The following is a 22980-nucleotide window of genomic DNA, read 5'->3' as shown; positions in this document are numbered from 1 at the left end:
ATGAAAATACTTAAGAGGATAATTGTCTGGACTTTGATACCTGTAATTTTTGAACTGGCAGGTTTGTTTTTCATAGACAGATTTTATATGGGAGACGAGATGAATTTCAGCATAAAAAAAGTTGACATATCATCTAAAAAGAATCATACAAAAATAAAAGTAAAGGTTCCTGAAGATGCAGAGGATATAAAGGTATCCCACAATGGAAACTATATATCCTATTGTGAAGGTGAAAGTATATACGTAATCGATACAGATAAAGACGATAAAAAAGAAGTAACTATGGAGGACGGCTCAGAACTGTCCTATTACAGGTGGGATCTTGACAGTGACGTAATACTTATGGCAGAAAAATTTTCAAGGGCGGGTTCGAGTTATCTGAAATTTGTTGCCTATGACGCAAAGAGGGATTCAACTACGGAGCGAAAAAATGATTCAAATCAGGTGCTTGAAATACTTCTGCCGGACAGCGACTATGAAGTAAAGAAGATAACTTTTTCGGGGGCGAGCAATGTAACTTATGTAACATCCGGAGCAGAGGGACAGACGAGCAGGATATACAGGATAAATCGTATGACTCAGATGAATCTTGTGAGATTCGGCGGTATTCAACTTGGTAATATAGCTGCCATAAACAACCAGGATGGAGACCAGATCGTCTATGAGGACAGAAGTACAAATAGAATAAGGATTGGAAGAAGTCAGGAAGTAATAGCTACCGGTGAGAATGGCCTGCATTATTTGCTGGATACGGATAATAATGACCGTATATACATAGGAAATGGGGAGAATAACAGGATAAGCAAGATATTTGTAGCTGATTTAACTCAACCAAGGAGCAGCTGGAAGACATATCAATTGTCATCTGCTTGTGACAAAAAGAATATATACGTAGTCAGGGATGGAAGGATATATATAAATGATCCTGGCAAAAATACCGTGACAGAGCTGACAACTGGAAAATCAGTACATTATGATGGATACCTGGTTGGAGTATACAATTATGGAGTAGTGAGCAGGGATGGAAACAAAATTTTAGGAAGCCTGTTTGAATAGAGTTAAACCCACAATGAGGACATTGCGGGCTTAACTATTTTTTGACTTGAAATAATATAATTTCCCGTCTTCTATTGTGCAGTCTATCAGCCTGCTGTTGTACAGGTATGATATGAACGCGGATACTCCGGCAAAATTGAGATAATATTCATTGAAGTCAAGTTTCAAGCTGCTTAAAATGGTTATATTTTCAAGAATTTCTTCTCTTGTAAGCGGCTGCTCCAGAAGTTCAAGTATTTCATCCCTGTAATTTTCTATGTTTTTAACATTTTTGTCTATTAATGAAGGCATATCCTCTTTTATAATCAGCCTCTCAGAATGACTTATTAAAAAATAATCAGCATCAATTTCATTGATACTTCCCAAGGAATCAAGACTATCCGATATATTGTACAAGTATGGAAAAGAGTATTTGTCCAGTATTTCGGAACTGAATATGGAATCACCTAAAAAGCAGACTCTGTCAGGAGTTATTATTCCTATGTGTTCTACTGAATGTCCGGGCAATGGTATTATATTGAATTTGTCATCTCCAATCTTGTTTACTCCGTAGTCGAGTACAAAATCCACATCAATGGGTTTATTGCTCTTGTTAAGCATTTTCAGGGGATAGGCTGAACTCAGAATAGATGGATGGAGATATTCATTTTCCATAAACAGCTTTTCATTTTTTGAAGCATATACGGTTATACCGGGATAATTTTGACGGAAGTATGTATTTCCGCCGCAGTGGTCCAGGTGGCTGTGCGTATTTATTATATATTTTGGGTGAAGTTTGTTTTCTACAAGTATAAGGTCAAGCTTTTTTGCTGCACTGTTGCTTAGGCCTGTATCTACGATAAGGCAGTTTCTGTTTTTGAATTTGAATATTCCGGAATTCGTAGCTGCATCTACATAATATGTGTTGCCATTTATTTTGTTTAAATTCATCTAGATCAGATCCTTTCTCATGGTGCAAGATTTTCTTGATGGACAGCTGCCGCAGTCATGGTCATTTTTATTTAAAGGTATCATTTCATCCGCTCCATACATATAGGCCATTGAATGTAGAGGATTCAACATATAATTTTCGTTTACAGTAATATCAAAAATTCTGAAGCTTTTCAGGTTTTCCAATATAAATTTTCCATATTCAACTGGCAGTTCACAGCCCCCGGGTGACAGCCTCGGGCTTAATCCAATATGAATCATAAAGGTTTTCATATATATTTTTTCAAACAACTGAGAACTTATTTCAAATAAATAGGAATTTGCCATGGAATTGAGCATAATTCCCTCAGACAGTTTTTTAAGGGAGAAATAGTCATCTATTTTTTCACCTATGTGGGCACCCAAGGTAATTATACAGGGAATTGCATATGTGTATTTATCCATGCAGGGAAAAGCAGTACTTTTTTCAATATTGAAAATTCCATAGGGATGTACAGTATCATAGAGTACCGGTAAAAGTGAATCATATAATATGGACAATTCATTTTTATCCATGAAGTTCTCAAAGCCAAGGAGCGAATTTATAGTCTGGAGTTTATTTAATTTGAATGTAAAATCCGTAATTACGGTCATATTGGATACCCCCGCTGAAAAATTGAATGGTAGAACATTTACTAATTATTATACACCATCATAATTTTATATAAATATAAAATTTATAGTTTTTATTGGCGTTATTATTTGATATAATTATTTAATAAGGTTTTTCTTTCATTTTAATTTTGTATGATTTCGTTTATTAGACTTGTTTATTGTTTTTTATTTGTTGATTTAGATTAGAGGATAAAAGAAAAGAGGGTCAATAATGCTTGCTTTTGAAAGACACAATAAAATATTGGAGTTGTTGTATAAGGATAAAAAAGTAACTACTGACGGGCTGAGTAAGCTGATAAATGTTTCTGCCTGCACTATAAGAAACGACTTGAACAAACTGGAAAAGGACGGCCTCATAAAGAGAATTCATGGTGGAGCAGTGCTTCCACAGACAATACAGAGAGAGCTGAGTTTTCCAAGCAGAAAAAGCAAAAATCAGAATGAAAAAAATGCAATAGGGAAAAAGGCCTATGATCTTGTAAAGGATGGCCAGTGTATCATAATAGATGCAAGTTCTACATCAATGTCTTTTGCAAAGTATTTGAATAAAACTGATTTTAGAATCACTGTGATAACAAATGGAATATATACTGCACTTGAACTAAAGGACAACAACAATATAAATGTAATTCTTGTAGGAGGAGTTGTAAGACCAAAGTCCGGTTCATTAGAGGGGCTTATGGGTAAAAATCTGATTTCACAGATCAATGCCGATGTGGCATTCTTGTCTGCAAGAGGATTTACTATGGAGGAAGGACTTACGGAATTCAATATATATGAGGCGGAATTGAAAAAACTTCTTATATCAAGAGCAAGGAAAGTTGTGGCCATGCTGGACTTTTCCAAGCTTGAAGTCAATTCAATATCAAGTTTTGCAGATTCAAAACAGGTAGATACTATAATTACCGATTACAATTCACAAAAGGATATTCTTGAAAAGTACGAGAAATGCGGAATAGATGTTATAGTTGCACAAAGGGATATGGAAAAAGCTATCCAGGATTGATCCGGATAGCTTTTGAAACTATAGGAGTTCCTCAGCCATGGTTACTATGTTTTCAACTGTGAAGCCATAGTGCTTGAAAAGCTCTTCTGCAGGAGCAGATGCTCCAAAGTGATCTATTGATACTATTTTCCCTTCCAATCCCACATATTTATGCCATCCAAAGGAGGAGGAGGCTTCTACGGCAAGCCTTTTCTTTATGGAAAATGGAAGTATGCTATTTTTGTACTCCTCATCCTGTTTTTCGAATACTTCAAAAGAAGGGAAACTTACAACCCTTGTATCTATTCCTTTTTCTTTCAGTATTTTCGCGGCTTTGTATATGAGTTCAACTTCGGAACCTGAAGCCATTAATATCAGGTCGGGTATTTCTTTATCACTGTCCTTTAAAATATAGGCACCTTTTAATGCATCTTTACCAGTTTCCTTGTAGAGTGGAACATTTTGTCTTGTAAGCACTATCGAAGTAGGGCTGTTTCCGTTTGTAAGTGAATAGTACCAGGCAGCAGCTGTTTCTTTTGCATCGGCAGGCCTGTATACTGTCATGTCTGGTATGCTTCTCAAGGAGGCAAGGTGCTCTATAGGCTCATGGGTGGGTCCGTCTTCCCCTACTCCTATGCTGTCATGGGTCAATATATAGATTACAGGAAGTTTCATCAAGGCGGACAGTCTCATGGATGCTTTCATGTAGTCGCTGAATACCAGGAAGGTTGCCGCATAAGGTCTAAGTCCGCCGTGAAGGTATATTCCGTTGGCAATTGCAGCCATGGCGTGTTCTCTTATCCCAAAGTGCAAATTTCTGCCCGATCTGTTTTCTCTGGAAAAATCGCCCTTGTTTTTCATATTGGTTTTGTTTGAAGGGGCCAGGTCGGCAGAACCTCCTATCAAATTTGGAATTTTGTCTGCAAGTTTGTTGATTATCTCTCCGGAGGCACTTCTAGTGGACATTTCCTTGCTGAATGACCAGAAATCTTCATCATGGAGAAGATCTACAGGGAGATCTCTGCTTTGATATATATCCCACTCTTTGGCCAGCTCTGGAAATTTACTATCATATTTCGCCTTCAATGTATTCCATCTGGATTCTTCCGATTTTAAATTTCCTATTATATTCTTCATGTGTTCCTTTACTTCCTCTGGAATGAAGAATTTACCTTCATACTGCCATTTTAAAAATCTCTTTGTGGCCTTTATGTTTTCTTCTCCAAGGGGTTCTCCATGTGCGGACGCCTTTCCCTGTTTTTCAGGACATCCATAGCCTATCTGTGTTTTTACTATTATAAGAGTAGGTTTTGATTTCTCTTTTTTAGCAACGTCAATAGCTGTTTCCAGGATGTTGATATCATTTCCATCATTGATACTTAGAACCTGCCATCCGTAGGCTTCGAATCTTTTGCCGACATTTTCCGTAAAGGCCATATCCGTATTTCCCTCTATGGTAATATTGTTTGAATCATAAAATACAATCAACTTTCCGAGGCCAAGAGTACCTGCCAATGATGCAGCTTCGGAAGATATGCCTTCCATCATGCAGCCGTCACCTGCAAGACAGTAGGTATTGTGGTCGACTACAGGATAACCCGGCCTGTTGAATTTTTCAGCAAGATAGGCTTCCGCAATTGCCATGCCTACGCCATTTGCAATACCCTGTCCCAATGGACCTGTTGTTGTTTCAACACCTATGGTATGTCCATATTCAGGATGGCCCGGAGTTTTGCTTCCCCATTGTCTGAATTGTTTCAGATCATCTACGGTTATGCCATATTCAAACAGACAAAGAAGAGAATATAGAAGTGCAGATCCATGTCCTGCAGACAATATGAACCTGTCCCTGTCAACCCAGTCTGGATTTTCGGGATTGTGTTTCATTCCATTTGCCCATAGGGTATATGCAATAGGTGCACAGCCTAGCGGAAGCCCGGGATGTCCTGATTTGGCCTTTTCTATGGCTTCTGCAGACAGCAGTCTGATAGTGTTTATGCTCAGTTGATCCAGTTCTCTTTCCTTCATTAAAAACACATCCTTTGCTATTTTTTAGGAACCGTTTTCCAGTCTTCCAAAAATCTTTCTATACCTATATCCGTTAAAGGGTGCTTGGTCATCTGTATTAGAACCTTATATGGAACTGTAGCTATATCAGAACCTGCTTTTGCAGCGTTTATTACATGAAGGGGACTTCTGACACTGGCGGATATGATTTCCGTATTTATGTTATATATTTTGAATATGGAGGATATCTGTTCAACAAGTTCTATCCCGTTTGCCCCTATATCGTCCAGTCTTCCAAGGAAGGGACTTACATAGGAAGCGCCTGCTCTTGCGGCAAGGAGAGCCTGGGCTGCTGAAAATATCAATGTGACATTGGTTTTTATACCTTCTTTTGAAAGTATTTTTACTGCCTTCAATCCATCTATGGTCATTGGAATTTTTATTACTATATTCTTGTGTATTTTTACAAGTTCTTTTGCTTCTTCAACCATTTCATTGTATTTAAGGCCGACTACCTCGGCGCTTATAGGACCGTCTACTATGGTTGAGATTTCTTTTACTACTTCTTTAAAATCTCTGCCCTCCTTTGCAATCAAGGACGGGTTTGTTGTAACACCGCATATAATACCCATTTCATCTGCCTTTCTAATTTCATCTACATTGGCTGTATCTATAAAAAGTTTCATATCAGTACCTCCTGTTTTATTTTAACTCTTTTCTGAAGTTTTCGTCTATTTCATTTATTAATTTTACTTTTGGAGTGGACCTGCCATCGGCAAATTCGGAATTGAGCCATATGTTCAACAAATATTTTGCCAGAGAAGGTCCTACTATCTCGGCACCAAAAGTTGCTATCTGGGCATTGTTGCTTTTTTGTGCTCTTTCTGCCGAGTAGATATCATGACATACAGCAGCCCGTATGCCTGGAATCTTGTTAGCAGTTATTGCCATGCCTATTCCTGTACCGCACACCAGTATACCTCTATCAAAGTTTCCTTTTGCCACTTCTTCACCTACTTTTAGAGCTACATTAGGATAGTATACTGTTTGTCCTTCATTTGAACCAAAATCAACATATTCAATATTCTTTTCTTTTAAGAAGGCCATTAATTGCAGTTTCAGTGCGTATCCATTCTGATCACAGCCTACAGCTATTTTCATAACGATCATTCCTTTCAAGAAATTTAATTTTTTGTATTTGTATTGTTTCATTGATTATTGAATTTTATTGTTTTATTTATATTTATATTATCATTTAAGATAAGTATTTCCAAACATATAATTTGACCGTCAGGCCAATTTATTGCGATGGAAGTTGGTTTTTTCGTGATTTTCGTTTATTTTCGTTTAATTTCTATTTTTAATATTTTATTATATAATCAATAATAAATGAAAAGCTTAATATAAAAAAATTTCATATTGACAATGTTGAAAAAAGGGTATATAGTATAGTCAAAATTAAATAGTAACTTTCAGGGCAGGGTGAAATTCCCGATCGGCGGTATAGTCCGCAAGCTTTTACAAGCATGAACTGGTTTGACTCCAGTACCGACAGTAAAGTCTGGATGGAAGAAAGTAAAGAATGTTTATATATGGTTTTTATTATTTTCATATGTAGGTTTTGATGTTTTTCGATTGTGCTATCCCCTGAAGGTTGTCTTCGGGGGATTTTTGAGTTTACCATAAATATTATGTGTGGAAGTGATGAATTGTGAAAAACAGGGAGTATGACGAGAAATATATGATAATAGCCCTGAAACTTGCGTCAGAAGGCGGAGGCTTTGTAAATCCCAATCCACTGGTTGGAGCTGTGGTTGTGAAGAATGGAGAAATTGTAGGAAAAGGATATCATAAATTGTTTGGAGGACCTCATGCAGAGGTATATGCTTTAAGGGATGCAGGCGAGAAGGCAGGAGGAGCTGATTTATATGTCACATTGGAACCCTGCTCCCATTACGGGAAAACACCACCCTGTGCGGCAGCTATAATAAAATCCGGAATAAAGAGAGTTGTGGTGGGAAGTCTTGATCCGAATCCACTTGTTTCCGGAAGAGGCATAAAAATGATGAAAGATTCAGGCATAGAGGTTGTCACCGGGGTAATGGAGGATGAAGCTCTAAAAATGAATGAAATATTCATAAAATACATTACAGAAAAAATCCCGTTCGTCATAATGAAATCAGCAGTTACTCTGGATGGAAAGATAGCTACAGCAAGTGGGGAGTCAAAATGGATAACAGGTGAAGCTTCACGGAAAAAAGTCCATGAGATGAGAAACAGGGTTATGGCGGTCATGGCAGGAATAGGCACTATTGTCAAAGATAATCCGCTTTTAACTACAAGACTGAAAGGTAAAAGCAGGGATTCCAAGGCTGTGATCCTTGATTCAAAGCTGAGTGTATCACCGGAGTCGAGAATTTTCAGCACTATAAATGACAGAGAAATAATAATAGCTTGTACAGAGGACTTTGACAAAAACAATTACAATATTCTGAGTGAGGAAGGGATACACATAATTGTTTGTCCCAAAAACAGCGAAGACAAGGTTGATTTGAAATTTCTCGTCAGGGAACTTGGAAAGATGGGAATAGACAGCATACTTCTGGAGGGTGGAGGAAATGTTAATTTCTCCGCACTGGAATCGGGAATTGTGGACAAGGTTGTTTATTTCATTGCACCGAAGATATTTGGAGGCAGAGATGCCAGAACCTCGGTGGATGGCAGTGGTATTCAAAATATATGCGATGAAATAAAACTGAGGGATATTTCCTGGGAGAAGATTGGAGAAGATTTAATGCTGGAAGCCTATGTTGACAAAATACAGCAAGCCGGGAGGTGACAGATTTGTTTACAGGTTTGGTGGAAGAAATAGGAAAGGTCATAAAAATATCTAAGGGCGTAAATTCTTCAAAATTGACCATAGAGGCTGAAAAGGTAGTAGATGGAACAAAGCTGGGGGACAGTATTGCTGTAAATGGGACATGTGTTACAGTAGTGGATTTGGGGAGCAGTTTATTTACAGTTGATGTCATGGCTGAGACACTCAGGATGGGAAGCCTCGGAAGTTTGAAGACAGGAAGCAGGGTGAATCTTGAAAGGGCTCTTAGAGTAGGAGACAGGCTTGGTGGACATATAGTAAGCGGTCACATAGATGGTGTGGGAAAGATAGTTGAGATTCATGAGGAAGACATATCCACCTGGGTTGAAATTGAAGCAGCCAGTAATCTTATGAGATATATAGTACTTAAAGGATCCGTTGCCCTGGATGGAGTGAGTCTTACAGTTGCAAAGCTGGGCAGGAGGAGTTTCAGTGTATCTTTGATACCGCATACAAAGGGAGAAACTGTCCTAAACTATAAGAAAACAGGAGAGCTGGTAAATATCGAGTGTGATCTTATGGGAAAGTATGTTGAAAGATTGATGGGAATTCCAGATGAAAAAGTCCAGAACAAATCCAACCTGGATTCTGAAATGTTGAAAAAATATGGATTTATATAGAAATAAAAAATAGCTTTGGGAGGATAAAAGTATGAATTATAAATTTAGTTCCATAGAAGATGTAGTAGTAGATTTAAAAAAGGGAAAGATGATCATAATTGTAGATGATGAGGGAAGGGAAAATGAAGGAGATCTGGTAATACCCGCTGAAAAGGCAACTGGAGAAAACATCAATTTTATGATCAAATATGCAAAAGGGCTTCTGTGTGCACCGGTAGAGGAAGAAATAGCGCTGAAGCTCGGCTTCAACCCAATGGTGCAGAACAACACTGACAATCATGAAACGGCATTTACCGTAACTGTTGATTTCAAGGATACTACAACGGGCATATCTGCATTTGAAAGGGCGCATACAATAAACATGATTGCGGCTTCAAACTGCGGCAGTGATTTTAGAAGACCTGGACATGTGTTCCCTCTCATAGCCAGAAAAAATGGGGTGTTTGACAGAACCGGGCATACGGAAGCTTCAGTTGACCTGGCCAGGATTGCGGGCTTCAAAGGTGCAGCTGCAATATGCGAAATAATAAAAGATGACGGGACTATGGCAAGAAGAGATGATCTGATTGAATTTGCAGAAGAACATGACCTGAAAATTGTAACTATAGTCGATCTTATAGCCTACAGAAGGCAAACCGAGAAACTGGTAAAAAGAGTTGCCTCTGCCAAGCTGCCAACTAAATTCGGAAATTTCGAAATTATCGGATATGAGAATATATTGAATGGAGAGCAGCATGTATGTCTTGTAAAGGGGGATAATTTCGAAAATGACAATACTCTTGTGAGAGTACACTCGGAATGTCTTACAGGTGATGTATTCCATTCCCTCAGGTGTGACTGCGGAGACCAGCTTCAGGCTGCACTCAGGCAGATAGAAAAAGAGGGAAAGGGAGTTCTTCTCTATATGAGCCAGGAGGGCAGGGGAATAGGACTTTTAAATAAAATAAAGGCCTACAATCTTCAGGACAATGGAATGGATACAGTAGAGGCAAATCTGGCTCTTGGATTTCCGGCAGACATGAGGGATTATTCCATAGGAGCACAAATACTGAAGGATATTGGAATAAGGAAGATGAGACTTCTTACAAACAACCCTAAAAAAATAGAGGGGCTTTCAGATTATGGACTCGAAATAACGGAAAGAGTGCCGATTGAAATAAGTTGTTCCAAGGAAAATACAAAGTACATGCACACCAAGAAAGAAAAAATGGGGCATCTATTGAAATTTTAAAATTTAATACATTTATGGAGGTTTTATATATGAAAACATATGAAGGAAAATTGACAGCAGAAAATCTGAAATTTGGTATAGTAATTGGAAGGTTCAATGAATTCATAAGCGGGAAACTGCTGGAAGGTGCACTGGACTGTCTCAGGCGTCATGGAGCCGATGAAGACAGCATAAGTATAAGCTGGGTTCCCGGGGCATTTGAAATACCTCTTGTTGCAAAGAAAATGGCCATGTCCGGGGAATATGATGCAATCATATGCCTTGGAGCGGTTATAAGGGGTGCGACGCCTCATTTCGACTACGTATCAAATGAGGTTTCAAAAGGTGTGGCCAGCGTTTCTCTTTCGGCAAATATGCCTGTCATATTCAGCGTACTTACTACGGACAATATAGAACAGGCAATAGAAAGAGCAGGTACCAAGTCAGGAAACAAGGGATATGATGGTGCCATGGCCGCTATAGAAATGGCAAATCTGATCAGGCAGCTTGATTAGGTTAAGTAGGGGATATGCCTGCCGGAGGAAAAATCGGCAGGCATATTATTTTATTTCAACTGTGTTTTTAGCAGATTGTGTTTTAGTATATCGTCCGAATATTCCAGCTGGTTGAGAACGGATTTTTTTTCATGAACAAGTTCTTCGGTTTCGGGAAGCTTTGCCCCTGTGTTTATGTCATAGTAGGCATTGTTTTCGGACATGTAGTAGCAGTTTCCGTATATGAAGGAGCCATCTCTGTATATTGTAACGCCTTTTTGCTCGTTAAAAAGGTCATTTCCCATCATGTGACTGCCGGACAGGTTGAAGAGATTACTTATTGTAGGATAAATATCAATCTCACCGGAGTTTATATGATTTACCCTCTTTATGTGTTCATCTGGAAAATGAATTATAAGAGGAACCTTCTGCAGGTTTATCCAGTCCACGTCGGACATGGAGTTTTTTCCGTAAAGTTTCAAAAACTGATCCTGCTTGTTCCTGGGAATTGCATAGTGGTCTCCATAAAGCACAATCACGGAATTTTTCAATATCCCCTCCTTATCCAGTTTTTCAAAGAACGTACCGAGCTGGGTATCGGTATAATGTATTGATTTGATATAATTTCCTATAAGTGTGCCTTCAAGATTTCCGACGTTGAAATTTCCGTAATTTTTTACATCGTCATAGGGAAAATGGCTGCTCAGCGTAATCAGAAAAGCATAGTAGGGGCTTTTTAAATTTTTCAGCTTATCTACGGACTGGTTTAGAAAGGATCTGTCACTTAATCCAAGACCTATTGTTTCATCCTGTTTGAAACTTTTTTCGCCGTAAAAGTGGTTGAAGTTAAAATTTTTATACATGACATTCCTGTTCCAGAAGCTTTCCCTGAATCCATGAAATGCCGCCGTATCGTAACCTTTATTTATGAAGGACTCCGGCATGGATTGAAATTTATTTCCGGAATATAAAAAGTATACTGCACCGGATTCGGCAGGATACAGGGAATTATTGGCCATGAATTCAGCATCGGAAGTACCGCCGGCAGCAACCTGATAATGAAAATTATCGAAATACTGGGATCTTTCTGCAAACCTATTCAAGTTAGGGGTTATTGTTTTTCCATTGATTGAGCTGTTTATTACAAATCCCTGAAGTGCCTCCACCTGTATTAAAATCAGGTTCTTTCCTTCATAAGCTCCGTGAAGGTTTTTCTCTGAAGATCTATTCTTATCCATAAAATCCTGTATTTCTGCCAGTTTGCTTTCCGGAACAGGCTTCAATCTATCAAGCTTATTGTATACAGTATTGTATATATCAAGATAATGATAGTTGACTATTCCAAGGTGCTTTGCTATATATACCTTGTTATACATTGTGCTTAAAAGCCTGGGCTGCTCTTTGGACAATTTATAGAAAAAATTGAAGTTTACATATATGGATAATATCATTATACACAAGAAAAGTGGCAGTTTTAACTTGAAAGACAGAGGTGAACTTTCCTTATGTTTGTTCATGCAGCTGTTTATAAATGGAATTATAAACAAATCCACCGTGTATAGAAAGTCTGCAGGACGTATTATATTTTTTACACTTGATCCCACAGCACCAAGCTGAAGGCCGTTTACCAATACCGGGAGTGATATTATATCCTTGAAATATCTGAAGTAGTTCAGGTCGCTTATTATGAGCAGACTTATCACAATATTGCATATATAAAGGAATCTTGAACGCTTTTTCCTTCCAAGAAGTAAGGCTATGGACATCAGGACAAGTATTGAAGCAGATGAGGGAATCAAAAGGGAGATCACAGGGAAATGTGCCGTGTTTATCTGCCTGCCGAAGCTCAATATTTTGCAGGAAACCAGAACCAAAAATATTATTATATCTGTAAAATTGAAAATCTTCATTTATATAGCTCCTCCTGAGTGTGTTTTATATTGAATTAAATTATAAATCTTAAACTTGTAATTGTAAATCAATTGTTAACAAAGTCAAAGTATTTGTGTATACGTATTTACATAAATGTTTTACTGTAGCATAATATATTTGTTGCGGATATGTAAAAATGAAATTTTCACCTGATTATAGTGTAATATATAAATAGTTAAATAATAAAATAGGAGTGTATTTTAAATGGATGATAGTAAAAATAAAGCAAATGAAAATGAAGCCAAAAAACAGTTTTTTGAAGAATTAAAAAGCAAGAACCAGGAGGAAAAAAAGAAGCTTGAAGATTTAAAGCAGGATAATAATGAGGACGACAATCAAGAAAGTGAGAAGAACACGGAAATAATTGATAGTGAGCCTCAAAAAGATGATTTTTCAAAGGAACCAGAAGACAAGAAGACGTTTAAGTTGTTCAATGAAAAATTGAAGGCGTCCATTGTAGATACTTTGACAACATCCGTGGTATCCGTAATAGCACTGTACCTGTTTGATCTCATACTGCGCCTTATATTTGGATATCACATTGTAGACATGAAGGGTATGTTCATAATAATATTTATAATAGTACTTGTGCTTTATCCATTTGTAATGAGCAAGACGAAATACAAGGTTACTCTTGGACAAAAATTCGGCGAGTAAGAATTACATTTAAGAAAGGAAAGATTAAAAATTGAAAATTGGAGATGTTTATGAATTCCGCATAGAAAGAACTTCTTTCCCTTCTACAGGCATAGCTGTGATGGAGGGGAAAGAAATTTTTATAAAAAATACCTTTCCGGGACAGAAGGTATTGGCAAGGTTAACCAAAAGAAAAAGGGATCATCTGGAGGCAAAACTTTTGGAAATATCCCAAAATATAGATTATTCTGTTGATGCCGAATGCCCACATTTCAATTTATGCGGAGGCTGCAATTCACAATTTTTACCGCACAGGATACAGCTTGAACTGAAAACACGTCAGGTTCTGGATCTATTTCGAAGGGCGGATATAAAAGATTTTGAATTTCTGGGCATAGAAGAAAGTCCTGAAAAATTTGAATACAGGAACAAGATGGAGTTCACCTTTGGAGATGCAGAAAAAGGTGGAGTTTTAAATGTTGGAATGCACATGAAGGGAAAAAGCTTTGGAATTGTAAATGTAGACCAGTGTAAAATTGTAGATGGCGATTTTAGAAACATATTAAGTGGGATTATAGATTATCTGAGGGAAGAGGATCTTCCGTATTACAGGGTGAAGAGCAGAAAGGGCTATCTGAGGAACCTTGTTGTAAGAAAGGGAAAAAATACAGGTGAAATTCTGATAAACATGGTTACGACTTCACAGATGAATTTTGATTTCGGTGAAATGGTTAACAGACTTTTGAAATTGGATCTCTGTGGGAACATAAAAGGAATACTGCACAGTGTAAATGACAGCTTTTCAGATATAGTCAAAATAGAAAAATTGAACATACTTTATGGTGATGACCATATAACTGAGAAAATTTCGGGACTGAAGTTCAAGATATTTCCCGGGGCATTTTTTCAGACAAATTCCCGTGGAGCTGAGAAACTCTATGGAATAGTAGAAAAGTTTTTAGGTGATGTTTCTTCCAAAACTGTACTTGACCTTTATTGCGGCACCGGAACAATAGGACAGATAGTGGCAGGAGATGCAAAAAAAGTTATAGGTGTTGAACTCATAGAGGATGCAGTGAAAGCTGCAAATGACAATGTGAGACTTAATGGCATTGAAAACTGCGAATTTATTTCAGGGGATGTGGGCAGGGTTGTAAATGAAATGAATTTCATGCCGGATGTAATAATACTTGATCCCCCAAGGCCCGGTATCCATCCAAAAGCATTGAGACAGATAGCTGGATTTGGTGCAAAGTCCATAATCTATGTTTCATGCAATCCAAAAACCCTTGTACAGGATCTGAATGGATTTATACATTTTGGATACAGGGTGGATAAGGTGAAGCTCATGGATATGTTTCCGCAGACAGGGCATGTGGAGACTATAGTTTCGCTACAAAGGAAAGATATGTAGAAATCCTTGATTTTAAGCACTTTCTCAAACATATCGTGTTTATAGAAAATAGTGATAAAAGCCGAAATAAAGAGATAAAAAATTATATTAATGTTTCAGTAGTAGTTGATATAGAGTGTGGAGATACAATAAAATAAGGTTTATAAGGGATGGGATATTGAGTAAAAATGGTATCTCCCTTATTTATTTTTAGGCGTTTAGAAATGAACGTCTATTTTTATACCCAGATTAAAAAGGAAGTGATAATGATGCCTATATTACTGTATTCAAATCACAAAAAGAAGCCAGGTTCTCCATCACTTAAGTTGTAGATAACATTTAGCATAATAGTTCCTTGTTCTGTCTAACTACTATTTACCTTTATGACCGGGCTTTGTCAAGGGTGTGAAGCACGTAAGCTTGCCCTTGATAAAGAATGGACAGAAAGGTATGCTTTATTCAACAGAATAAGAAAATAATTGTAAATTAAACATTATAAATAAAAAAGAGGTAAAGTATATGGAATTAAAGCACGTAATCCCAAACATGGAAAAGGTATTTGGAAATCTGGAGTATGCAGGAGAAGGCAAGGTTGAATAGCGTAGTTAAAATGGTCGTATGTCTATCCTTTCTCGCAGTTATAATCTTTATTCTGACATTCAGAGAGCAAATGATATTGTAGTGATATTTGGTGAAAATCACTTTGAAGTTGAAGAAAAAGTGGAAGCGATAAAGGATACATTGAGATATAGAGAAAGATAATATTGATATTCTATTAGTCCATAATTATAAAGCTAAACATAGCATACAAAGAGACATTTACAATTCCATGTGGTAAAATTAAATAAAGTTGTAATTTTATGAGTGCAGGTGATAAATATGGGAGATAATCGAAGGATTTTTTCTGATAATGAAAAGATGCTCTTATTTAATGAGGTGGATGGCCGGTGTCCAATTTGCGGAAAAGCTTTAACTAATAAGAAAAGTGGACAAATTATTAAAATGTTTGAAGTGGCACATATATATCCTGCAAATCCACATCCAGAGGAAGAAAAATTATTGGAAAATGAGGAACGCCTAAGTGAGGATATTAATAGTTTAGACAATGTTATAGCAGTATGTAGAATATGTCATAAAAAATTTGATACACCTCGAACTATAGAAGAATATCGTTCATGGGTAAGACTTAAAAAGAAGTTGTTGCAGGATGCAAAATTAAAAAATACATATGCACTTTTTAATATAGAGGAAGAAATAAAGGAGATATTGAAAAATTTAAATGATGAATCTTTGGAGGAGGAATTAGTTCGTTTAAGTTATGAATCTTTAAGAATAGAGCAAAAAGCTAATAATACATTACCTTTTGCAATAAAGCGTACTATCAAAAATGATGTGGTAGACTATTTTGATTATATCCATAAGATATTTGTTGAAATGGATGAAGTAACTCCATATAAATTTGATACCTTAGCAGCTCAAATAAAAAGTTTTTATTGTAAAACCATGCAAATCAATCCTAATCAAGAATTTGTATATTCTTCTTTAGTTGACTGGTTAAACGAAAAAACAGGTTCATATTCAAGGAGAGCCTGCGAAATTGTGATTGCATATTTTGTACAAGATTGTGAGGTGTTTTCATGATATTGCCTAATAAGTTAATAAGTTTCCAAGATTGCATTCTTGCAAAAACAGTGTATATTTTAGAAAAGATATGTGATACTAACTATTCAGTAAGTGAGTTATATGAAGTTGTAAAAAAGTATTTCAAGGATTTGAACGAATATATGTTAGCGTTAGATGTTTTATATGTTCTTGAAAAGGTAGAATATAATGAGGAGTTACAGGTGATACAGTATGTTAAAAAAAATAATTTGTGATATATTTTTGGAAAAAGAAGTTATATTTCATGAAGGATTAAATGCGATTGTAGGAGATGACGTTGCTTCTAATTCAATAGGAAAATCAACCATGCTTATGATTATTGATTTTATATTTGGTGGCAATGATTATATAAATAAAAACCACGATGTAGTAGAACAGTTAGGACATCATAATTTTAGATTTATTTTTAATTTCGATAACCATAATTATTACTTTATTAGGAGTACAAATGAATATACATCTGTTTCAATTTGCAATGAAAAATTTGAAGTTTTAGAAAGTATATCAACAGAAGAATATACTGCATGGTTACAGAAAAATTATAAGTGTCAATTAGAATCGTTATCATTTAGAAATATTGTTGGAAGGTATTTTAGAGTTTATGGTAAAGAGAACCTAATTGAAAAAAAGCCAATTCAATATTTTGAGAAAGAAAGTGCTCCAAAATCAATATTAGCTTTGCTAAAATTATTTGATAAATATAAATCGTTAAAAGCATATGAGGAACAAATTGAAAAGTTAAAAAAAGATAAATTGACATTAACAAATGCTGCCAAAAAGAATTTTTTACCTAATGTAAGTACAAAAAGTTTATTTAGTAAAAATGAAAAAAAAATTGCTGAACTAAATATACGATTAGAAAAAATAAAGAAAGAAATCGTAATGACTTCTCTTGATTTAGAGTCAATGGTCTCACAAGAAGTATTAAAGCTTAAGCGTGAAAAAAGCTTGCTCACTACTAAAGTAAACACACATCGTAGTAGATTACTCCGAACTCAGAATAATATAAAAAACAAACCAGTTAAAATTAATGCCGAGTTAGAACAATTTGTATATTATTTTCCGAATTTTAATGTAGAGCAGATTAATAAGGTCGAAGAATTTCATAAAAATATAACTAAAATTTTAAAAAGCGAACTTGTGACAGTAGAGAAGGAATTAAAAGCAAAAATAAAAAAATTTGACAATCAGATAAAAGAAATAGATAAGCAAATAGAACAGAAGCTGTCAATTAAAGATGCTCCTAAATTAGCAGTGGATGAAGTGGTTGATTTGGTTGCACAAATCAAACAGCTTAGTGATGAAAATGGTTATTATACGAAGAAGAAGCAGTTGGAAGCATCTATATCTCAAGCTAATCTTGATTTAAGTGAATTAAAAGAAAAGGCATTGGATGAAATATGTAATAAAATAAATGTTAGAATGTATGAATTAAATAAACAAATTTATGTTGATGGAAGAAGATCACCAACGTTAAATATTCATGGAAATAAATATTCGTTTAATACTGCTGGAGATACAGGAACAGGGACAGCTTTTGCCAATTTAATTTCATTTGACCTTGCATTATTGGAATTAACGTGTTTACCAGCCATAGCACATGATTTACCTTTATTAAAGAATATTGAAAATGCAGCTTTAGAAAATATCATATCAATTTACAGTCAAAGTAAAAAACAAATATTCATTGCTATTGACAAATTGAGTTCTTATGATGAAAAAGCAACTCGCATCATAAATAAGCATAAGGTATTACAGCTTTCAAAAGATAAGTTACTTTTTATAAAAAATTGGAAAAATAATAAGTAGAATTTAATAGCAACAGCCTATCGAAAGGCGAATGGTCAATATGTGAGAAAAAATCAATGGAAAGATACTATGTTTAGGCGTTCAGAAATGAACGTCTATTTTTATACCTAAATTAAAAAGGAAATGGTAATAATGTTTATATTGTTGTATTTAAATTACAAAAAGAAATCACGCTCTCCACCATTGAATTGAGAGAACAGTTAGTATAATGTTTCCTTATTCTGCTTACCTGCTATTTACCTTTTTGACCGGGCTTTGTCAAGGGTGTGAAGCACGTAAGCTTGCCCTTGATAAAGAACGGGTAGAAAGGTATGCTTCATGCAGCAGAATAAGGAAACAATTACAATTTAATTATTATAAATAAAAATGAAAAGAGGTTAAAATATATGGAACTAAAATATGTTATTCCTAACATGGAAAAAACATTTGGAAACTTGGAGTATGCAGGAGAAGGAAAAGTTGAACAGCGCAGAATGAACGGTCGTATGTCAATTCTTTCTCGTAGTTATAATTTATATTCCGACATTCAGAGAGCTGATGATATTGTAGTTATATTGCCACTGGAAGCTGGTGAAAAACATTTTGAAGTAGAAGAAAAAGTAAAACTTATCAATCCTCGTATCACCGCAGAAGGATATAAAATTGGAAATCGTGGTTTTACAAATTATATTCTGAACGCAGATGATATGGTGAAAGCATAAAGAAAGAGAGGTGGAAAAAATGAGATTAGCTGAAGGAATTGTAATTGACAAGGAAAAGACATTTGGAGTGTTGAAGTTTTCTGCACTTCGCCGTGAGGTGCATATCAACAATGAAGATGGTACGGTAAGTGATGAAATTAAGGAACGTACCTATGACCTTAAATCCCGTGGACAGGGTTGTATGATACAGGTGAGTATTCCAGCTGCTGTTCCTTTAAAAGAGTTTGACTATAACGCCGAAGTGGAACTTGTAAATCCTGTAGCAGATACGGTGGCAACTGCCACTTTTAGAGGAGCAGACGTGGACTGGTATATAAAAGCCGATGATATTGTACTAAAAAACAAACAGGCAATCTCTCATGTTAAAAACCAACAGCCACAGCCTCAAAATAAAGGGAAATAGAGCATTTATATTTCTCGGAAAGGATGATTTATGAAACATTTCATCTATAAAGGAAGACGAATTAGAGCAAGTGATAAAAATTTGGTCTTACGGTTTGCTGTTATTTCACTTACTATAGTTTTCATACTGGTGTTATTGGTTTTTCATGGGAAACGTCTCATGACAATGGACTGGCAAAAGGTTAGTCTCACACATGATGGCAGTTTTCAATTTTCTATCACGTCCTATCTGATATTTAGTATAATTATTGCTACAGCAGTAAGTCTGGTTGGGGCTTGTTCTTATTATCATTTTCGGCGTGACTATGTGAAACAGCTAATGCACCGTCAAAAGCTGGCAAGAATGATACTTGAAAATAAATGGTATGAATCTGAACAGATACAAAGTGATGGACTCTTTAAAGACCTGCCATCTGGCAGATCAAAAGAGAAAATCAGTCATTTCCCGAAGATGTATTATCTGCTAAAAAATGGCTTGATTCATATACACGTGGAAATTACTCTTGGAAAGTATCAAGATCAGCTTCTGCACCTGGAAAAGAAACTGGAAAGTGGCTTGTACTGTGAATTGGTGGACAAAGAGTTAAAGGATTCTTATGTGGAATACACCCTGCTCTATGATATGATTGCCAACCGAATTACTATTGATGAGGTAAAGGCAGAACACGGAAGGCTAAGGCTCATGAAGAATATCTGGTGGGAATATGACAAACTCCCTCATATGCTTATAACCGGAGGCACAGGTGGAGGGAAGACGTACTTCATCTTCTCCATTATTGAAGCATTACTGCATACAAATGCCGTCCTTTATGTTCTTGATCCCAAAAATGCTGACCTTGCCGATCTTTCTTCTGTTATGCTAAATGTATATTACAAACAGCAGGATATGATTGACTGTTTGTATCAGTTTTATGATAATATGATGAAACAAAATGAAGAAATGAAGTTGATGGCGAATTACAAAACAGGTGAAAACTATGCCTATTTAGGACTGCCGGCTCATTTCCTCATTTTTGATGAGTACCCTTCATTTATGGAGATGATAGGTAAAAAAAGTACGCAGGTTATGAGCAAGCTAAAACAAATTGTCATGTTAGGGCGCCAAAGTGGTTTCTTCTTAGTCTTAGCTTGTCAGAGACCAGATGCAAAATATTTAGGAGATGGAATTAGGGATCAGTTTAATTTTCGTGTAGCACTTGGCCGTATGTCAGAAATGGGATACGGTATGATGTTTGGCGAGACTGACAAAGATTTTTTCCTAAAACAGATAAAAGGACGTGGTTATGTGGATACAGGTACAAGTGTAATATCGGAGTTTTATACTCCACTTGTACCAAAAGGACATGATTTTATAAAAGAGATAGAAAAACTAGAGAAAAGCAGGCAGAACGGCCAGGCGGCGTGCGAAGCGAAAGCCGCAGGGACGGACTGACCTGCTTTTGGTGTGGCGTTAGCCACACCAGCGATTAGCCCCCCGTATCTAACAGGGGGGCACAAATACAATAAAAAACAGTTTTAAAATCCTGTAGATACCTTAGTATATAAAGGTTTCCGGGATTTTTTAAGGATGTCAACTACAACCCTTTCAGTTGACATCCTTTTTTTATTGGAGGGATGTAATTGAGTGAAAACAGTTTATGGTTGCAGGAACTAAAGGAAAAGAGAACTTACTATGGTATCTCACAAAACCGCCTTGCAGTTACAGCAGGAATCACAAGACAGTATCTAAGCGACATTGAAAATGGCAGAGCTTCACCGTCGGAAGACATCAAAGAGACTATTTTAAAATCACTGGAACGCTTTAATCCTGACTCACCTCTTGAAATGTTGTTTGACTATGTGAGGATACGCTTCCCTACTGTAAATGTAAAGCATGTTATTGAAGATATACTGCTTCTCAAAATAAAGTATATGCTTCATGAGGACTATGGTTTCTATTCCTATGCAGAGCATTATGCTTTGGGAGATATTTTTGTAATGGTATCACATGATGAAAAGAAAGGTGTACTTCTGGAACTTAAAGGACGGGGCTGCAGGCAATTTGAGGGATTCCTTCTGGCGCAGCACAGAAGCTGGTACGATTTTTTCATGTGTGCAATCAGTGAAGGCGGTGTATTCAAGCGGCTGGATCTAGCTATAAATGACAAGGCAGGTATACTTGATATCCCCAAGCTCACTGAAAAATGTCGAAATGAAGAATGTATTTCAGTGTTTCGTAGCTTCAAGAGCTATCGAAGTGGTGAGCTTATACACCGTGAGGAAAAAGAAGCTATGGGAAATACACTTTATATCGGTTCACTGAAAAGTGAAATTTACTTTTGTATATATGAAAAGGACTACGAACAGTACGTAAAAAACGGCGTTCCCATAGAGGAATCAGAGGTTAAGAATCGTTTTGAAATTAGGCTCAAAAATGATAGAGCCTATCATGCAATCATTGACCTACTGTCATATAGGGATGCAGATCGTACAGCCTTTTCCATTATAAACCGTTACCTGCGTTTTGTTGACAAAGTAGAAAATAAGAGGCGCAGTGAATGGAAAATAAATAAAAACTGGGCCTGGTTTATAGGCAAGGATCGTGAAAAGTTGAAACTTACCACCAAACCGGAGCCCTATTCTTTTGTACGTACCTTAAATTGGCTGCAAAGACAAGTTGCCCCGACATTAAAGGTGGCACTTTTAATCGATCAGATACGTAACACAAACGTCATTTATGACATTATACAAAATGCCAGACTCACAAAAAGGCATGAGAAAATACTACAGCAGCAGGTAGATACTGCCGAACAGATGGTAACTAACTGCAGGTGATAAATAGAATTTTATTTGATTATATAATGAAAGATTATGGAAGGAGAAATGTGCAATGAATTTCGGACAGAATCTATACAACTGGTTTTTAAGCAATGCCCAGTCACTTGTGCTCATGGCAATTGTAGTAATCGGACTTTACCTTGGTTTCAAGAGAGAGTTTTCCAAGCTCATCGGTTTTCTTATAATTGCACTTATTGCCGTAGGACTGGTATTCAATGCTTCTGGTGTCAAGGATGTACTCTTGAATCTGTTTAACAGAGTTGTTGGTGCATAGGGAGGTGAAAGCTATGGAAATGCAAGTCTATATTGCCAATCTTGGTAAATACAACGAAGGTGAATCAGTGGGTGCATGGTTCACTCCACCTATAGATATGGAAGATGTCAAGGAGCGCATCGGCTTAAATGGTGAGTATGAAGAATATGCCATACATGATTATGAGCTTCCCTTTGACATTGACGAATACACATCCATTGATGAAATCAACCGCCTGTGCTCTATGGCAGAAGAATTGGAAGGAACTCCCATCGAGGATGAAATGAGGGAAATCCAAAGAACTTTCTTTGGCAGTTTTGAGGAAATGGTTGAGCATAAGGATGATATCATCTGTTATCCTGATTGTGACGACATGGAGGATGTTGCCTACTATATTCTTGAGGAATCCGGAAGGCTTGGTGAGATCCCCTCCGATTTACAAAACTATATTGACTATAAAGCCTATGGACGAGACCTGGAGATTGAAGGAAATTTTCTTGTCACTCCACACGGTATTTTTGAATATGCAGGTTAGTTAAAA

Annotated in this window: 24 protein-coding genes and 1 riboswitch; of the genes, 18 read left to right on the top strand and 6 right to left on the bottom strand. The window is 36.5% G+C overall.

Going from position 1 to position 22980, the window contains the following annotated elements; genetic code table 11:
- Window positions 1-1056 (top strand): hypothetical protein, encoded by a 1056-nt coding sequence (locus tag LKE46_RS10290; RefSeq protein WP_291721501.1) that lies wholly within the window; start codon window positions 1-3, stop codon window positions 1054-1056.
- Between the two features lie 30 nt (window positions 1057-1086).
- Here LKE46_RS10290 and LKE46_RS10285 read toward each other — a convergent pair whose 3' ends face one another.
- Window positions 1087-1986, bottom strand: coding sequence for an MBL fold metallo-hydrolase (locus LKE46_RS10285; protein WP_291721498.1), 900 nt, complete (start codon window positions 1984-1986; stop codon window positions 1087-1089).
- Window positions 1987-2619 carry a 5-methyltetrahydrofolate--homocysteine methyltransferase gene (locus tag LKE46_RS10280; RefSeq protein ID WP_291721495.1) on the bottom strand — a complete coding sequence of 211 codons (633 nt, stop codon included), beginning with the start codon at window positions 2617-2619 and terminating at the stop codon, window positions 1987-1989.
- 232 nt (window positions 2620-2851) lie between these two features.
- Between LKE46_RS10280 and LKE46_RS10275 the strand changes: the two genes are divergently transcribed.
- Entirely contained in the window at window positions 2852-3646 is a 795-nt protein-coding gene (locus LKE46_RS10275) for a DeoR/GlpR family DNA-binding transcription regulator (protein WP_291721492.1), read from the top strand.
- 18 nt (window positions 3647-3664) lie between these two features.
- On the opposite strand, the gene tkt is transcribed toward LKE46_RS10275, so the two are convergent.
- From tkt to rpiB, 3 genes are read right to left on the bottom strand one after another with little or no spacing between them, the layout of a single operon-like run.
- Window positions 3665-5653 (bottom strand): transketolase, encoded by a 1989-nt coding sequence (tkt, locus tag LKE46_RS10270; RefSeq protein ID WP_291721489.1) that lies wholly within the window; start codon window positions 5651-5653, stop codon window positions 3665-3667.
- 17 nt (window positions 5654-5670) lie between these two features.
- Complete coding sequence (gene fsa, locus LKE46_RS10265; protein WP_291721486.1) at window positions 5671-6318, bottom strand: fructose-6-phosphate aldolase; 648 nt, start codon at window positions 6316-6318, stop codon at window positions 5671-5673.
- 16 nt (window positions 6319-6334) lie between these two features.
- On the bottom strand, window positions 6335-6793 hold the full coding sequence (gene rpiB, locus LKE46_RS10260; RefSeq protein ID WP_291721483.1) for a ribose 5-phosphate isomerase B: 459 nt from the start codon (window positions 6791-6793) through the stop codon (window positions 6335-6337).
- 303 nt (window positions 6794-7096) lie between these two features.
- Window positions 7097-7213, top strand: a riboswitch (FMN riboswitch).
- Between the two features lie 160 nt (window positions 7214-7373).
- Between rpiB and ribD the strand changes: the two genes are divergently transcribed.
- The 4 genes from ribD to ribH are packed head-to-tail and all read left to right on the top strand — an operon-like array spanning window position 7374 to window position 10855.
- Complete coding sequence (ribD, locus tag LKE46_RS10255) at window positions 7374-8471, top strand: bifunctional diaminohydroxyphosphoribosylaminopyrimidine deaminase/5-amino-6-(5-phosphoribosylamino)uracil reductase RibD (RefSeq protein ID WP_434735217.1); 1098 nt, start codon at window positions 7374-7376, stop codon at window positions 8469-8471.
- Between the two features lie 5 nt (window positions 8472-8476).
- Window positions 8477-9130: a riboflavin synthase gene (locus tag LKE46_RS10250; protein ID WP_291721480.1), complete on the top strand. Its 654-nt coding sequence runs from the start codon at window positions 8477-8479 to the stop codon at window positions 9128-9130.
- 31 nt (window positions 9131-9161) lie between these two features.
- On the top strand, window positions 9162-10361 hold the full coding sequence (locus tag LKE46_RS10245) for a bifunctional 3,4-dihydroxy-2-butanone-4-phosphate synthase/GTP cyclohydrolase II (protein ID WP_291721478.1): 1200 nt from the start codon (window positions 9162-9164) through the stop codon (window positions 10359-10361).
- Window positions 10362-10390: 29 nt separating this feature from the next.
- The gene (gene ribH, locus LKE46_RS10240) at window positions 10391-10855 is read left to right on the top strand and encodes a 6,7-dimethyl-8-ribityllumazine synthase (RefSeq protein ID WP_291721475.1); all 465 of its coding nucleotides are present in this window, start codon (window positions 10391-10393) and stop codon (window positions 10853-10855) included.
- A 50-nt stretch (window positions 10856-10905) separates the two neighbouring features.
- Here the strand turns inward: ribH and LKE46_RS10235 are convergent, their stop codons facing one another.
- On the bottom strand, window positions 10906-12744 hold the full coding sequence (locus tag LKE46_RS10235) for an LTA synthase family protein (protein WP_291721472.1): 1839 nt from the start codon (window positions 12742-12744) through the stop codon (window positions 10906-10908).
- A gap of 226 nt (window positions 12745-12970) precedes the next feature.
- On the opposite strand from LKE46_RS10235, the gene LKE46_RS10230 reads away from it, so the two are divergent.
- The 12 genes from LKE46_RS10230 (at window position 12971) to LKE46_RS10175 (ending at window position 22974) form a co-directional block, all read left to right on the top strand.
- Entirely contained in the window at window positions 12971-13423 is a 453-nt protein-coding gene (locus LKE46_RS10230; RefSeq protein WP_291721470.1) for a hypothetical protein, read from the top strand.
- A gap of 31 nt (window positions 13424-13454) precedes the next feature.
- Window positions 13455-14816, top strand: coding sequence for a 23S rRNA (uracil(1939)-C(5))-methyltransferase RlmD (gene rlmD / locus LKE46_RS10225; RefSeq protein ID WP_291721467.1), 1362 nt, complete (start codon window positions 13455-13457; stop codon window positions 14814-14816).
- A gap of 597 nt (window positions 14817-15413) precedes the next feature.
- Window positions 15414-15557, top strand: coding sequence for a DUF961 family protein (locus tag LKE46_RS17795; protein WP_430392616.1), 144 nt, complete (start codon window positions 15414-15416; stop codon window positions 15555-15557).
- Window positions 15558-15674: 117 nt separating this feature from the next.
- The gene (locus tag LKE46_RS10215) at window positions 15675-16436 is read left to right on the top strand and encodes an ABC-three component system protein (protein WP_063600950.1); all 762 of its coding nucleotides are present in this window, start codon (window positions 15675-15677) and stop codon (window positions 16434-16436) included.
- The gene (locus tag LKE46_RS10210) at window positions 16433-16672 is read left to right on the top strand and encodes an ABC-three component system middle component 7 (protein ID WP_063600949.1); all 240 of its coding nucleotides are present in this window, start codon (window positions 16433-16435) and stop codon (window positions 16670-16672) included. The genes LKE46_RS10215 and LKE46_RS10210 overlap by 4 nt, the downstream gene beginning before the upstream one ends.
- On the top strand, window positions 16650-18266 hold the full coding sequence (locus LKE46_RS10205) for a DUF2326 domain-containing protein (RefSeq protein ID WP_063600948.1): 1617 nt from the start codon (window positions 16650-16652) through the stop codon (window positions 18264-18266). Before LKE46_RS10210 ends, LKE46_RS10205 begins: the two co-directional genes overlap by 23 nt.
- A gap of 386 nt (window positions 18267-18652) precedes the next feature.
- On the top strand, window positions 18653-18967 hold the full coding sequence (locus tag LKE46_RS10200) for a YdcP family protein (protein ID WP_063600947.1): 315 nt from the start codon (window positions 18653-18655) through the stop codon (window positions 18965-18967).
- 19 nt (window positions 18968-18986) lie between these two features.
- Window positions 18987-19370: a YdcP family protein gene (locus tag LKE46_RS10195; protein ID WP_063600946.1), complete on the top strand. Its 384-nt coding sequence runs from the start codon at window positions 18987-18989 to the stop codon at window positions 19368-19370.
- 30 nt (window positions 19371-19400) lie between these two features.
- Window positions 19401-20801 (top strand): hypothetical protein, encoded by a 1401-nt coding sequence (locus LKE46_RS10190; RefSeq protein ID WP_063600945.1) that lies wholly within the window; start codon window positions 19401-19403, stop codon window positions 20799-20801.
- 188 nt (window positions 20802-20989) lie between these two features.
- Window positions 20990-22183, top strand: a complete 1194-nt coding sequence (gene mobT, locus LKE46_RS10185; RefSeq protein WP_063600944.1) for a MobT family relaxase — start codon at window positions 20990-20992, stop codon at window positions 22181-22183.
- A 55-nt stretch (window positions 22184-22238) separates the two neighbouring features.
- Window positions 22239-22460 (top strand): hypothetical protein, encoded by a 222-nt coding sequence (locus LKE46_RS10180; RefSeq protein WP_063600943.1) that lies wholly within the window; start codon window positions 22239-22241, stop codon window positions 22458-22460.
- A 13-nt stretch (window positions 22461-22473) separates the two neighbouring features.
- Window positions 22474-22974, top strand: a complete 501-nt coding sequence (locus tag LKE46_RS10175) for an antirestriction protein ArdA (protein ID WP_063600942.1) — start codon at window positions 22474-22476, stop codon at window positions 22972-22974.
- The last annotated feature ends 6 nt before the right edge of the window (window positions 22975-22980 follow it).

Origin of the sequence: Clostridium sp. (genome assembly GCF_022482905.1) — a bacterium.
In the GTDB taxonomy this organism is placed as follows: domain Bacteria; phylum Bacillota; class Clostridia; order Clostridiales; family Clostridiaceae; genus Clostridium_B.
Note: the sequence above shows the minus strand (reverse complement) of the source record. Positions and strands in the feature narration are given on the sequence as shown.